At 66.7% G+C, this 12,890-nt stretch carries 18 protein-coding genes; 1 reads left to right on the forward strand and 17 read right to left on the reverse strand.

Features of this window, described 5'->3' with window-relative positions:
- Positions 1-135 precede the first annotated feature (135 nt).
- The gene (locus AC5P1B_RS32160) at positions 136-1,980 is read left to right on the forward strand and encodes a beta-N-acetylhexosaminidase (RefSeq protein ID WP_493891572.1); all 1,845 of its coding nucleotides are present in this window, start codon (positions 136-138) and stop codon (positions 1,978-1,980) included.
- Between the two features lie 440 nt (positions 1,981-2,420).
- Here the strand turns inward: AC5P1B_RS32160 and AC5P1B_RS32165 are convergent, their stop codons facing one another.
- The 17 genes from AC5P1B_RS32165 to AC5P1B_RS32245 all read right to left on the reverse strand — a co-directional run bounded on the left by AC5P1B_RS32165 (position 2,421) and on the right by AC5P1B_RS32245 (position 12,823).
- Positions 2,421-3,227, reverse strand: coding sequence for a protein kinase (locus tag AC5P1B_RS32165; protein WP_493891525.1), 807 nt, complete (start codon positions 3,225-3,227; stop codon positions 2,421-2,423).
- Positions 3,228-3,247: 20 nt separating this feature from the next.
- Positions 3,248-4,159, reverse strand: coding sequence for a radical SAM/SPASM domain-containing protein (locus AC5P1B_RS32170; RefSeq protein WP_493891526.1), 912 nt, complete (start codon positions 4,157-4,159; stop codon positions 3,248-3,250).
- A gap of 124 nt (positions 4,160-4,283) precedes the next feature.
- Entirely contained in the window at positions 4,284-4,553 is a 270-nt protein-coding gene (locus AC5P1B_RS32175) for a hypothetical protein (protein WP_493891527.1), read from the reverse strand.
- A 107-nt stretch (positions 4,554-4,660) separates the two neighbouring features.
- Complete coding sequence (locus AC5P1B_RS32180) at positions 4,661-5,347, reverse strand: hypothetical protein (protein WP_493891528.1); 687 nt, start codon at positions 5,345-5,347, stop codon at positions 4,661-4,663.
- Positions 5,344-5,748, reverse strand: coding sequence for a DUF6415 family natural product biosynthesis protein (locus AC5P1B_RS32185; RefSeq protein WP_493891529.1), 405 nt, complete (start codon positions 5,746-5,748; stop codon positions 5,344-5,346). Before AC5P1B_RS32185 ends, AC5P1B_RS32180 begins: the two co-directional genes overlap by 4 nt.
- 140 nt (positions 5,749-5,888) lie before the next feature.
- Complete coding sequence (locus AC5P1B_RS32190; protein WP_493891530.1) at positions 5,889-6,278, reverse strand: ATP-binding protein; 390 nt, start codon at positions 6,276-6,278, stop codon at positions 5,889-5,891.
- A 110-nt stretch (positions 6,279-6,388) separates the two neighbouring features.
- Entirely contained in the window at positions 6,389-6,826 is a 438-nt protein-coding gene (locus AC5P1B_RS32195; protein WP_493891531.1) for a hypothetical protein, read from the reverse strand.
- Positions 6,827-6,980: 154 nt separating this feature from the next.
- Positions 6,981-8,225: a helix-turn-helix domain-containing protein gene (locus AC5P1B_RS32200; protein WP_493891532.1), complete on the reverse strand. Its 1,245-nt coding sequence runs from the start codon at positions 8,223-8,225 to the stop codon at positions 6,981-6,983.
- A gap of 139 nt (positions 8,226-8,364) precedes the next feature.
- Complete coding sequence (locus AC5P1B_RS32205; RefSeq protein WP_493891533.1) at positions 8,365-8,748, reverse strand: hypothetical protein; 384 nt, start codon at positions 8,746-8,748, stop codon at positions 8,365-8,367.
- On the reverse strand, positions 8,745-9,092 hold the full coding sequence (locus AC5P1B_RS32210) for a hypothetical protein (RefSeq protein ID WP_493891534.1): 348 nt from the start codon (positions 9,090-9,092) through the stop codon (positions 8,745-8,747). The genes AC5P1B_RS32205 and AC5P1B_RS32210 overlap by 4 nt, the downstream gene beginning before the upstream one ends.
- Positions 9,089-10,285: a hypothetical protein gene (locus AC5P1B_RS32215; RefSeq protein WP_493891535.1), complete on the reverse strand. Its 1,197-nt coding sequence runs from the start codon at positions 10,283-10,285 to the stop codon at positions 9,089-9,091. The genes AC5P1B_RS32210 and AC5P1B_RS32215 overlap by 4 nt, the downstream gene beginning before the upstream one ends.
- Positions 10,282-10,512, reverse strand: a complete 231-nt coding sequence (locus AC5P1B_RS32220; RefSeq protein ID WP_493891536.1) for a hypothetical protein — start codon at positions 10,510-10,512, stop codon at positions 10,282-10,284. The genes AC5P1B_RS32215 and AC5P1B_RS32220 overlap by 4 nt, the downstream gene beginning before the upstream one ends.
- Positions 10,509-11,120: a toprim domain-containing protein gene (locus AC5P1B_RS32225; protein ID WP_493891573.1), complete on the reverse strand. Its 612-nt coding sequence runs from the start codon at positions 11,118-11,120 to the stop codon at positions 10,509-10,511. Before AC5P1B_RS32225 ends, AC5P1B_RS32220 begins: the two co-directional genes overlap by 4 nt.
- Positions 11,002-11,424 carry a CHC2 zinc finger domain-containing protein gene (locus AC5P1B_RS32230; protein ID WP_493891537.1) on the reverse strand — a complete coding sequence of 141 codons (423 nt, stop codon included), beginning with the start codon at positions 11,422-11,424 and terminating at the stop codon, positions 11,002-11,004. Before AC5P1B_RS32230 ends, AC5P1B_RS32225 begins: the two co-directional genes overlap by 119 nt.
- Positions 11,421-11,567: a hypothetical protein gene (locus AC5P1B_RS32235; protein WP_493891538.1), complete on the reverse strand. Its 147-nt coding sequence runs from the start codon at positions 11,565-11,567 to the stop codon at positions 11,421-11,423. The genes AC5P1B_RS32230 and AC5P1B_RS32235 overlap by 4 nt, the downstream gene beginning before the upstream one ends.
- Positions 11,564-11,941, reverse strand: coding sequence for a hypothetical protein (locus AC5P1B_RS32240; protein ID WP_493891539.1), 378 nt, complete (start codon positions 11,939-11,941; stop codon positions 11,564-11,566). Before AC5P1B_RS32240 ends, AC5P1B_RS32235 begins: the two co-directional genes overlap by 4 nt.
- 12 nt (positions 11,942-11,953) lie before the next feature.
- Entirely contained in the window at positions 11,954-12,823 is an 870-nt protein-coding gene (locus AC5P1B_RS32245; RefSeq protein WP_493891540.1) for an AAA family ATPase, read from the reverse strand.
- Positions 12,824-12,890: the final 67 nt, after the last annotated feature.

Below are 12,890 nucleotides of genomic sequence, written 5' to 3' on the forward strand. Positions count from 1 at the left end.
AACGACGCGACTCCGGCATTGCCCGGCGACGGTGGTGATTTCACCCGGACGAGAGAGTTTTCGCGCGCTTGATGGTCCATAAGCACCGCTCGGCACACCGCATTCGCCCCTGAATGGGAGTTTTGCTCCATGAGGATGCCTCGCGAAGTCTCCAAGGCCACGGTCATCGTCGGCGCCACCGCGGTCGTGGTCGCCGTCGCCATCATCTTCGCCCTGGTGAGCCTCCCCGGCGGCGACGACTCCGGGCCCAAGCGCCCGCCCGCCCACTCCGGGCCCTCGTCCCCCCGGTCGCCGTCGTCGTCATCCCCCTCGCCCTCGCCGGACAGCGTCCCGCTCGACAGCAGGTCGCCGCGCCCGCTGGGCTCGGCGCCCCCGCCACCGGCGCCCCGTACGGTCCCCGCCGTCCGCTCGTACAAGCCCGAAGGCGGGCCCGGCTGGCGGCCCGGCCCCCGCAGCCGCGTCGTCACCGACCGCGAGGGGCCGCTCGCCGACGAGGCCAAGCGGCTCGCCGGCGCGCTCGACCTCCCTGTCGCCGACGGACCCGCCCGGCGCGGGGACATCGCCCTGGCGCTACGGCCCGAGGGGCAGAGCGGGAGCCGGGGAGAGCGGGAGTCCCACGAGGGTCAGGAGTCCCGCCAGGCGCAGAAGTCCCGCGAGACCGGTGGCGCCCGAGGTGCGCAACAGGCCGGAGAAGCCGCAGACGCCCGCGAAGCGAACGGCGCCCCGGACGGTGAAGCGGCGCGACAGAACCGCGAGGCCTATGTGCTGACGGTGCGTGACGGGCAGGCGCTGATCACCGGCAGCGACGACGCGGGCGTTTTCTACGGCACCCGCACCGTGCTCCAGGCGCTGCGCTCCGGTGACGGCCGCCTCTCCGCCGGGGTCGTGCGCGACCGGCCCGACCGCCCGCAGCGCGGCCTCATGATCGACACCGCCCGGAAGCACTTCACGGCCCGCTGGATCGAGGCCCGGGTGCGGGAGGCGGCCGATCTCAAGCTCAACCAGATCGGGCTGCACTTCTCCGACGACCAGGGCTTCCGGGTGGAGAGCTCGTCCCACCCGGAGATCGTCTCGAAGCGGCATCTGTCGAAGGCGGAGGTGCGGCGGGTCGTACGGCTGGCCAACGGGCTGCATATCGCCGTCATCCCGGAGATCGACTCGCCGGGGCACCTCGGCGCGGTGATCCGCGCCCACCCCTCCCTCCAGCTCCGTTCCGCCGACGGCAGGGCCACCCCCGGCGCCATCGACATCGCCAACCCGCGCTCCGCCCGCATCCTGGACGACCTCGTACGGGAACTCACGCCGCTCTTCGCCGGGAAGGGCGGCGGCGGCCCGTACTGGCATCTGGGCGGGGACGAGTACCAGGCCCTGACGGTGAGTGACCCGGAGGCGAGCTATCCGCGGCTCGCCGCGCTGGCCCGCAAGAAGTACGGCCCGAAGGCGCGCGTCCAGGACCTCGCCACCGGCTGGCTCAACGACCGGGCGGCGGTGGTCCGGAAGTCCGGCAACCGGGTCAAGGCGTGGAACGACGGCTTCTTCCGGGGCGGGACCGTGCGGGCCCACGCGGACCGGGAGGTCGAGTACTGGACGGGCAAGGAGATCGGCGCCCGGCCGCCGGAGGAGTATCTGCGCGAGGGACGCCCGGTGATCAACGTCAATGACGAATACCTCTACTACGTGCTGGGCGAGCCGAACGACTTCACCTATCCGACCGGGCGCCGCGTCTACGAGGAGTGGTCGCCCCGCGTGCTGCGCGGTACGCGGCCCGTACCGAGGCGACTCGGCGGTCCGGACAAGGTGCTCGGCGCGCGCTTCGCCGTGTGGTGCGACCTCGCCGACGCGCAGACCCCCCGGCAGGTGGCGCGCGGCATCAGGACACCGCTGCGCGCGCTGGCCCAGCGGCTGTGGGACCCGCGCGAGCCGTCCAGGCCCTGGGCGGACTTCACCGCGCTGGCCGACAAGGTCACCGCGCGGCGGTGAAGGCCGTCATCTCCACAGCTTTCCGCGGCTCCGCTTTCTGTGGACCGCCTTCTGCGGCTCCGCTTTCCGCGGCTCCGTGCTGTCCCGTCCGTGGCGGCGTCTCAGGAGGTGGACACTTGGCCGCGCGCCGAGGTGAACAGCGAGCGAGGATCAGGCGAGCCGCGGACAAGCAGTGCGTGCGGCGCACCGGAGGGGCACGTGAAGAAAGACGCGTGCGCCGCGGTACGGACGCGAAGAAGTCCGCACGGATCGCGTAAGCGAGAAAAAGACGGTCGGGGCCGCCACCCCTGGCCTGAGTAGTCCAGGAAAGGGCCCCTGACCAGGTGTTTTGTCATCTGGTCAGGGGCTCGTCGCTTGTTCCGCGTGCGGCCTCTATCCAGGTGTTTCCGACTGTTTCTGGCCGCTGTTGGTCACGCGTTGGTCATGTGTCCAACGAGGTTCTATGTGGCTGGGCTCTCAGCCACGCCTCGATGACTGGCCCAGGTCCGTGCGGCAGTGGCCATGCCTTCGAGCCACTCCGCGTCAGGATGGCGATCAGCAAGCGACTGGTTCATGCGGCACATAGCGGCGGCGAAGGCGTCGATTGCTGCCGGGTCAGCTTCCGCCCAGCCCTTGCATCCAGCCACCCAGGATTCGGCGCCCTCAGCACTGTGCCCGGCCGATACGAGCTGCACAACCAGACAGGCCGCACTGATGAAGCCAGCGCCCCGGGTAGGCCATGACCAGTCCACCAGCCACACCATGTCCTCACCGACCATGACGTTGCTCGGGTTGATGTCGGCGTGAATCAGCGCGCTCCCCCGGAACAGTTCCACGTCCGAGGCATCCGTCGCGTAGGCGTCCCACCGCGTCTCTGGCCAGTCCCGAGCCACGTCGGGAAGGTCGATTGCCGCGATGCGGCCCAGGCTGCCGGTGATCGCGGGCAGGTCTGGCGAATCCGGCTTGAAGCTGGATGCCCTCCCGGCGACGGCCTCGAATCCGAGGACGATCCACCCGTCCTCGGCACTCCACAGCAGGGCAGGGGAAAGAGGCTGCACGTAGGAGTTGATCAGCTTTTCCCGGATGATGGACTCCCGGCGGCCCCCTGGATGGTTGAACATGGCCTTGACGAAGAACTCGCCCTTCTCGCTGGTGATCACTGCGGCGAAGTCCGAGCTGAACCCACGCTCCGGAATTCGAACGTGGCTGACCTGGCCGGTGTGCGGGCGGATCAGCTCCCGAAAATGAGAGTCCGGCAAGTCAGCCACATCGGGTCCTTTCAGGTGCTTTACCTTCGCGGGTCGCAATCACTGGGCGGCGTTCCCGGATCGCAGGCAGAGGCCGGTTCGCACCTTGGGTCACAGGGGTTGTTGGGAACGCAGTCAGGATTGCAGACCTTAGCCCCGCGGACCTTGCGAATGGCCGCAGCGACATCAGACATGGCGGGACTGGTGAGCACATCCCCCAAGGCGGCGTCCTGCACGTTTCCGGCCTTGATCCACGTGGAGAACACACACGGGGAGACCGCCCCATCGGGGCCAATGGCAGCCGCCCCGTTGCCACAGCGACCGCACAGACCAGCCAGCTCCGGTGCTTTCCCCTTCGCGCCCCGGCCAAAGGGCCGGACACGGTCCGCGCCGATCCGCTTGACGCCCAGCGTTTCCAGGTCACGGCGTGCTTCGGCGATCTGCTCGTCAGTCTCGGCGACGATGCCGGCGCGCAGCGGAATGCCGAGCTGTACGGCCTTTTCGATGTTGGCCCGGGTGCGACGGTGGGAGGGCCGACCGGTCATCGCGTCATGCTCTTGCGCCCTGGCCGAGTAGTAGGACGTGGCCAGGGATAGGCCGTTGCGCTGGAATAGCTCCCAGCGAGTGGGCGGGACGTGCACCAGATTGCTGTAGACCTCCGTCTGGAGGCCGAGGCCCAGCGCGTGTGTCACCAGAGCCTCGAAGCCGGGATACAGCGTGGGTTCTCCCCCAATAAACTGAACGTGCCGGACGTCGAGCGCGGCGGCCTGGTCTAAGACGTTGAACCAGTCGTCGCGAGTCATGGTGCCGTGCGTTCCGTTCGGCCCGGATGCGTTGTAACAGTGCGCGCACTGGAGCTGACACTTGCGCGTTAGGTCCAGCCAGAGGAACTTGGTGGGCCGTCGATGGGCCGATGGTTCCGCGATGATCGCTGTCACAGTGATTCCTCCCATGGTTGATGCGGTTGCCGCTCGCTTGTCGGGAGCGGGCCGTACGGCCGGAACGGGGCTGGTTGCCGTGAGTTGAATCAGTCAACGCAGCCTGAGAAACGGCGTGGGGAAGTGTCGGTAGAAGCCCTTACTCGGGCGGAGGCTGGGTGGCCACCCTCTCGGCGAGGTGGCGAAGCTGTCTCTCCGCGAACTCCGGTGTGTCCCAGTCGAGCGGAAGCTGTGCCCGGAACGCTCGGCCCATAGCGTCGAGGTGCCGGTACAGCTCCCGCTCGGTGACGTGCCGGCACCACCACTCTTCCGCTTCGTAGCAGCCCGAACGCAGTCGGTCGAGCAGCGTCGGGCGCGGCGGGTTGAGGAGCCGCCGGATGTTGCGCTCGCGGTTCGACAATGCGTCCACGACCTAACCTGTCCTTTGCTTGAGTTTTGAACCCGGCACCCCGCTCCCCAGGGGGTTTCGTCACGAGAGAGGGGCCGGGGGTTTCATGGGGATGTGGCCGGTGGCACTTACCGCATGCCAACGACCGTGACGTTGCGCAGTTCGCGGATCATTTGTGACACGAGCATCGCGCGCAGTCCCTCATCGCTGTTGCGTAACCACAGACTGCTTTCGTGGGCTCGCCAGCCGTCCTTCGTCAGGCGGTAATGGGTGCCGCCTACGCCCCAGAGGCGAGGCGATTTGACTCGCAGCACGGCGAAGCGGCCCTTGCACAAGCGGGGGCACAGCTTCTCGGAGAGTGCCGCATGTACTTCACACAGCGGCGGCTGATTCGTAAGCGCGCCCTCGGGCCAGGTCGGGGGGTCCAGCACATTGCGCCAATTGAAGAAAAGCCAACCGTCCTCGTTGCGGCTTGCTGGAGACTTACAGATCTGGCATTTCATGGAGTACATGCATACGTACTGACGGGAGGGGTGCATGCTGTCGTACTGCGGCTCACCCACGCCAGGGGAGGACTTGATTCGCGCCCAAAGAGCCCCAGCCCCGTCTCGGTCGGTGGGGAGTGGGCGCCCCTTGTAGGCGAGCCTCGGCTTGGGCGCGAACTCGACCCTGAGCATTGATTCGGGGACTCCTGTTTCGCTGTCCCACGCGGTGACGTACGGAACCAAGGATCGCTGACCAGTGACCGGGTGAGGTGCGTGCAGCCCGTACGGCCGCTCAATGTTCTTGCTGAAGAACGCTGCTGGAATAGTCACGATGCCGCCTTCACAGGAGTGCCCTGCCAGCCCTCGCGATCGAGAAGAGTGAGCAGGTCCCGCACCGTTCTGGCGGCATGCCGGGCAATCTTCAGCGATGGCTGCTGCTCGTCGTCCGAGACGGCCCGTGCCCTCACGACCATTTCCCGCACTACAGCTCGCCCGGTGTCCAACTCGTGCTCTGCCGCTTCGGCGAGGGCGCTCAGGTACTCCCGCAACGTGTCGACAGTGGCCCCGAGACCACTGTCCGGCGCCTCATCGAAGTGGTGACTCAATACGTAGTCCGTTGTCCTGCGTACCGTTTCAGGTGTGACAATGACCGGCTCTCCCGGTTCCTCCGCCTGCCACTGCCGCAGGGCCTCTAGGAAGCGTCGGAGCGTTCCATCGTCGGTCGCTTCCAACGCGGCAGACGTCAGGCTGACCGGCTGGTGTCTACATGCGGAACCCGGCTCTCGTCGCTCGACGAGCGGAATGGCCTCACTGGGGGAAGGCCGACCGTGGACCGTGAGGGAGAAGCGCCTACACCGCGCGTGGCGGGCCATCAGGCAGTCACCGCCCTCACCGGAACGGTGCACCACGTGCAGGTGCCCTTCCGCCCCCACTCTTGCGCGAGGGCTGCAACGAGCTGCATCCCACGCCCACCCTCATCATCGGGGCCTGCATCTTTGACCTCGGGGGCGCCGGCCGAGTGGTCGTCGACCTCGATGCACACCTCGCCCGTCGGGTCGTAAGAGAGTGCGAAGGTCACGGGCTCCTCGCCCCCGTAATGGACCGCGTTGGTCACGATCTCACTGACGAGAAGCTGAACTGTGTAGATCACTTCCGGAGCGACCTGGCCGATGCGTTCGAGATGTGCGGCTGTGAGGCGCCGCATTTGCGCAACACGTCTTGCCTCTGGTGGGAATGACATCACCATGCGGTCAGCCGTCATCGCGGACTTTCCAACTTTCGGCTCGGTACCCGTGCGCGCGGATGCGGGGGTGGACGGTAACCGCAGGCGCGGAGCTGCTAGCGCGGTGGTGCTGGAAGCGGAGGGCTGAGTCATGCCTCAGCACCCTCGGGTTCGACGACAGCCACGGCAGGGGACTCGTTGCCCGGCTGGACGAGGTAATGCGCGAACCTGTGAATCGATGCGAGCCAGGCGCGAAAGTCAGCCTGTTCTCGGGGCGTGGAGGCAATCTGAGCCTCGGTCGGCGCGACGACACCTTCCACGTCGCCGTTCCGCAACATGCGGGATACCTCAAACCACCCCTGCCGCTCACGGCGTGACCGCGAGACAGGACCCCGGTCCACCAGGACGGCCGTCACAACCCAGTCCCGAGCCTCGGCGTCCGCGCGAAGGTCACTCAGGACGGAGCCCGGGACACTGTCGCCGTCGTGATTGACATAGAGAACGACCCGGTTGCGCTCGGGAAAGCCGCTCGCGGAATCGGCGATACTGCGCCGCCGACGTGCCTGTTGGTCGGTGCGTGGCGTCATATACAGCAGAGTGCCGCGCCGTTGACGGTCCTAAAAGGCCGAGGCCATAACACTCGCCGAGTCCCACGACGGCCCAACCAAGCCCACCCGTAGGACAGTTGACGAATGAACGTCGAGGAGTGCTACGAGGCGTAGCACTCTCGCTGTGAGTGAACTACAGGGCTGAACTTTCGGTGGCGGAAGCGAATCCATTATCGACGGGCGTGCGGATACCGATGAGCTTCGAGACTCGACGCAAGCGCGCGTTCGACTGCCGCCCGACCTTCTCGGCGATCACGGTCGGGAGCGTCTGATGCCTTGCCCACTCCGGGGCCTTGCGAAGTGCCATTTCGAGCGTCTCCAGCGAAGCGTCGTACATCTTCGCGTCCGCCTGCGCCAGGGCCTTGTCCATCTTGAACCGGTTCTGGGCGGCGTCGGTCAGCTTCTCCAGATCATCATCGGTCAAGGACTTGATCAGAGTCATGGCCTTGCCCGTCTGACCCAAGGACACGTTGATGCCTACCGCCTGCGTAGTGGCGGATACGGGACCAAACAAAGTGCCATGGACGCGCACTTCCCTTCCCATCCGAGCCCCTGTGGCGTGGGACTGGGAGAGATAGTCAGCCGCCCTGACCTCGTTACCCATCCTGCTGGCCACAACAGCCGCGAAGTTGATGTGTGAACCATAGACCGTGAGCTGGTCAGCCGTGGCTGTGGAGAAGCGTGGCTCGATGTCTGTCGCGGCCCTCTCCGCCAATGACAGAGCCTCGGACAGACGTGCGTCTCGCAAGTACACCCACGCACGACCGGAACTCACGAGAGCCGCGCGCATGTCATCTGCCGCCTTGGCTGCGGCATTTTTGGCGTGTCCGATCGCTGCATATGCAAGGTCGCGTACGCCAACGAGGTTGGCTACATAGGCGGCGATGCGGTATGTATCGGACAGGACCCCCCACGCTTCCGCATCGGAATCCGCGGGCTGGTCGCGGAGCGTGGCGGATGCGCTGATCAACGCTGGCGCGATGAGGGCTCCGGCCTCCGAGTAGCTGCCCCCCCAGTAGAGGGACCAGCACCGGTCGATCGTGCCGTGCAGTTCCTCCAGCGTCATCGGCTCGGCGTTGCCGGGAAGGATGCCGGCCGCAGTGTCGTGCACGGCGGAGGAGAGCGCGCGCACCATTCGCCGGTCATCTGCGACCATCGCACGTCGCGGAGCTTGCTGACCCTGGATAACAGAGATGTCAGCCCCAAGCGCACTGGAAAATCGCATGAGAGTCGGAAGGGTAAGTCGGCGATCCTGCTCGGCCGCACGGATGGTGGCGACAGACAGGCCAGTACGCTCGGCTAGCTGCTCCTGGGTGACCTCCCTACCTCGAAGAATTTGCAGTCGCTCGCCCGTGCTGTAGTCACTCCACTGCTTCATCGTGGCCTCAACTCCTGTCGTGAGATGGCCTGTCACGACGGTACCCGTCTTTAGTTAAGCGGCGAACGACGATCAGGGAGGCAGTAAGGCACGGAAGCGCCCCCGGCCGTCTGACCAGGGGCGCTGGAAGAGCGTTCACTCAGACGGCATCGGTCAGTCCGTCGTATCCGTCGATGTACTGGTGTCCATTCAAATGGGCGGCGACCTTGCCCACCCCTCGCTCCAAGCGGTAGCGCACGGCCCTGTCTGTTACCCCGTCATATGCCGCAATCAGTTCGTCGGGCCAGTCGAGGGAATACCGCAGGAACAGGGCCCGCCGCTCGCCGAGGGACAGCTCGCACGCCTCCCAGCCGCCCCGGATGTCTGCGAGGTGGGCGAACAGCAGGCTTGCGGTTTTGGGGTCGACGCTGCCCTTGGGCATGTCGGCGTCCGGGGCCTGGGGGTTGTGGGTGCCGTACGCCGTCTCGGCGTCCCACACCGCCGGGAGGAGGTGCTCGACCAGGCGCCGGTCGTACGCCGTCACCGGCCGCTCCCAGTAGCCGCGTTACGTGCGGCCTCGTACGAGACGTGGGCGGAGCGGTGCTTCGCCTCGGTCAGCCACCGGTCCCGAAGCCGCTGTGAGAGCCAGCGGTGCAGCAGTCCGGCCCCGGCATCGGCGAGGAGCTGGCGCACGTAGGCGGCCCGCTCGGCGGCGATGATGACCGTCTCCTGGTACGCGTCCTCATACTCCAGCGTCAGGCCGTAGTCACGGGCAAATCCGCGAGCCACCGCCCGTGCGACGCTCTCCACCTGCGGGTCGGACAGGATGTTCCAGTCCGCCTCGGTCGCGGCTTGGGGCTCCTCGATGTCGACGAGCTGGATTCTCATCGGACCACCTCTTTCACCGGCACCTGGCCGTCCTTCGTTACAGCGACCACCAGGCCGGGGGCACCTGCCGTGCCCTTCGCGTGCCGCCACCAGGTCGACTCGCTCTCCATGGCCGGAGGCTGGATGAACGTCCTTGGGCCATCCGTGTCCACGAACTCGTGGTGCAGGTGTCCGGCCAGCAGAAGGTCTGCCTGGTGCATGGCGGACTGCTTGTTGAACGCCTGGCCCTTCCACCAGTCGAAGTGCTTGCCCGGTCGCCACTGGTGGCCGTGGGCGTGCGCGACTACGGTGCCCGAGCACTCGACAACGACTGTCAGCTCGTCGGTGTCCGGCACGAAACACTCGACGTGCTCGAACAGCTCCGGGTTCAGCTCCAGAGCGTCGCGGACCGCGATCAGGGCTTCGGTGTCGTGCGAGTCGTCGTAGCGGGTGACTCCGCGGCCGTTGATCCGTACGGCCTCGCCATGGTTGCCCGGTACCGCCGCCATGGTCACGCGGTCGGCGAGCGGGGCGAAGGTCAGGGCTGCGTGGAGCATCACGCGTCGCGTCAGGCGGATCTGCTCGGTGAGCGTCAGGTCGGTACGCCATGAGTTGGCGCCGCCCTGAGACTGGAAGCCTTCGATGTGATCGCCGAGCCAAGCAATGTGGACGTGCCCGATGCCGAACCGCTCGCGGTACGTCTCCAGCAGTTCAGCCGCTTTGTTCAGGCATTCGATCGTGCGCTTCAGCGTGCCGACCACACCATCCCCGTCCGACTTGCCGAATTGCATGTCTCCGAGCACGACCAAGAAGGTGTGGTCGCCTTTCTCGGGGCCGTGGACAGGCCACCACGGGGTGTATGCCTCGACGGCCGCCAGCAGCTCGGAGAGATCCGGCCGCTGTGCCTCCACGGTGGCGGCCTTGCGGGCGAAGGTGAAGCGCGTCGAAAGGCCCGTCTCACCGTTCGGCATGGTCCACTCCGAGGAGCGGAAACCCTTCGCCGACCACTCCGCAGGGTCGAGGCCCTGTGCCCGCAGGTACGCGGTCGCCGCGTCCTCGTCCACAGCCTCGGCAGGGCCGCGCACGGTTACCTCGGCGGCGTCTCCGGAGACTTCGATTTGGCGGGTGAAGTCGCGGTCCGGATCAGTCTGCCGGGCCGGTATGGAGGGGCCCACGGGTTTGGACAGGAGCTCGTCGAGCAGTGAATCGGTCAAGGGCTGACGCTCTCTTCCTGGCGCAGGCGGCGCCGGTACGTGCGGATGGTGGAGGCGGAGACCCGGTGCCCGAAGCGGCCCAAGATCCAGACCAGGTCTTCCGCCGCTGTGTCCTGGAGGAGGTGCCGCTCGAATGCTTCACGCTCGCGTTCGTCGAGGGCTTCCCAGATTGCTTGAAGGCGTGGGCCGGGGTTGCCCGGCAGGGTGTTGCTGACTCCGCCGGTCAAGCCGCGGCCTCCTTCGCGTCGAGAAGGGCTTGTGCGCCTCCGGCCATGTAGGTCTCGGTGACATCGCCAGCCCGGAGGCGGACCGGCTTGGCTGACCGCAGCGAGCGGCAGACCGTCGTCGTGAGCTTGCTTCCGGCCTCGTCCGGGTCGCTCCAGATCCAGACGCGAGAGAAGCCCGCGAGCATCCGGCGGTGGCGGGCGAACCACATCTCGACCCCTGGAACGGCGACCGAGTGCCAGCCGATCTTCCGGTGGATGATGCAATCGAACTCGCCCTCTGTGAGGTGGATTTCGTCGCTGGCCGCGTGGGCGGAGTCGACGCCGTACATCCGGGGGATGTCGCCCGCGACGGTGTTGTACTTCCCGTGTCCGAGGGCGCGGTGGTCGTGCTCCTCGATGCAGCGGAATCGGATGGTGAGCGGTTGGCGCCTGTGGCCGAGGTAGGGGATGGCGAGCATCCCTCGGTAGCGCTCGTGGCCTGGCAAGGGGTCATTGACGACGCCAAGCCGGAATGTATCCACCTCGTCGGGCCCGATCCCGCGATCGAGGAGATACCGTGCGGCGTGACCCGTAAGCGCTGCCTGATAGGTGGTCGTGGCCTCCTCCAACATCTCGCGTTGTGAGGGCGACAGAGGCCGCAAAGGCTCGCGCTCCGGCAAAGTCGGTGCCTTCCTTTTCCATGATCAAAGTGAATGAGTCGCCGCCCCGACCGCAGGAGTGGCACTTCCAGACCTGCCGGTCCGTGTTGTAGGAGAGCGACGGAGTGTTGTCTTCGTGGAGTGGGCAGCGGGTCATCCCCGTGGCCCGGTGGCAGTCAACGTTGGCGCCGTAGTGATCGAGCACGGCCTCCAGGGCGGGTTTCTCGCGTACGGCGTCGTCGAAGTCATGTCGGACGACTGCGCCGAAGATCACGCGATCCTCCGTCCCCTGAAATGGCGGGCGCGCGCGTCGTATCCGAGGGCGCTGAGTCCCTGCGGCTCCGCCGTGTCGTCGAACAACTCGCTCAGCTCGCACGCGAGCCGCTCGTGCTCTTGCGCCTCCTCGTACTGCCTCACGGGGCGGCCTCCAGCTCGAAGAACGCCTCGACCGTGGTCAGGACGTACGCCCGGCGCCAGCTCGCGCCCCTGCGCCGCACGATGACCACCGAGTCGACCGCAGCGGGGTCAAGTCCCCGGTGCTGCGCGAAGTTGGCGCGCTCCTTCTCGGCCTCGCCGATGAAGGTCCCCGGCTCGAACTTCGCGTTCTTCGCTTCGACGATCAGGAAGCGGCCGTCGCCCCGGCGGATCACGAGGTCTCCCTCGTCGTCCTTGCCGGTGAGGCGGAGGCGCTCAACGTCGAGGCCGGAGCCTCGCAGTTCATCGCGGAGTTCGGTCTCCCAGTCGGCTCCTCGCCGCTTGTTCCTGCGGTTCCGCGCCGCAATATCGTTCAACTCTTACAATCCTCACTGCTTCAGGGCATCGAGCGGCGACCACTGCCGTGGCGCGGGCTGGGGGAGAGGGGAGATACGGGGTTCGAGCTTGGTGAACCTGGTGTACTCCGGGTGGCACCGCAGCGTCGCGTACCGCTTCGCGGTCGGATCACACGGCCCCATCCGCTGCTTGATCACCGCGATCCTGAACTCCATCGACGTGGGGTCCAGTGCGACGGACAGCGACAACTCCGGCTTCTCGCTGAGCCCGCCCTTGACCTGGTCGCGGGAAGGCGGCGACCATGGATCGCTCTTGGCTTCCCAGCTCTTGTCGCTCGCGTGGTGCAGGACTATCACGGTCGCCCCGGTTGCACGGGCCAACTCGGTAAGACCGGACATCACGGCCATCTGCTCGGTGTATTCCGATTCGGCGTTCTCGAAATCCATGAGGTTGTCGACGACGATCACGGCCGGGTACTCGTCCCACAGCTCCACCCACGCTTCGAGCTCCTCGTCGACCGCCTTCCAGGTGATCGGGGAGCCGAAGGAGAAGGTGAGGTTCAAGCCGGAGAGTGCGTCTAGGTACTCCTCGCGGTACCGACCGCCAGCGGTCATGCCGGCCTCCACCATCGTTGTGGTGTCGCCGGTCATCATGCTCGCCAACCGGCTCGACGCCGTGAAGGCGGACATGTCCGCGCTGAAGTACAAGGTGGGCAGGTTCATCTGGGCGATCCAGTACAAGGCCAGGCCACTCTTCTGCGTCCCCGATCTGCCGGCAATCATCACGACTTCGCCGTGCCGGGGACGGCAACCGAGGTTGTAGAGGGACTCGAAGGCGTCAATCCGGGGCAGTTCCTTGCCGGACTCCGCGTGCAGGGTCAGAGATCGTGCGGGGGTGAGCAAGCGTGAGTTCCTCCTCATCACCCGCCGGACGGGGGCGACCGCTATGGCCGCCCCCGTCAAGCGGAGG

The organism is Streptomyces sp. A01 (genome assembly GCF_059026195.1).

Coding starts and splice junctions, on each gene's coding strand:
- AC5P1B_RS32160 (WP_493891572.1), top strand. CDS start 136: ATGCCTCGCGAAGTCTCCAAGGCCACGGTCATCGTCGGCGCCACCGCG.
- AC5P1B_RS32190 (WP_493891530.1), bottom strand. CDS start 6,278: ATGACGGCTGACCGCATGGTGATGTCATTCCCACCAGAGGCAAGACGT.
- AC5P1B_RS32195 (WP_493891531.1), bottom strand. CDS start 6,826: ATGACGCCACGCACCGACCAACAGGCACGTCGGCGGCGCAGTATCGCC.
- AC5P1B_RS32200 (WP_493891532.1), bottom strand. CDS start 8,225: ATGAAGCAGTGGAGTGACTACAGCACGGGCGAGCGACTGCAAATTCTT.
- AC5P1B_RS32170 (WP_493891526.1), bottom strand. CDS start 4,159: ATGGGAGGAATCACTGTGACAGCGATCATCGCGGAACCATCGGCCCAT.
- AC5P1B_RS32210 (WP_493891534.1), bottom strand. CDS start 9,092: ATGAGAATCCAGCTCGTCGACATCGAGGAGCCCCAAGCCGCGACCGAG.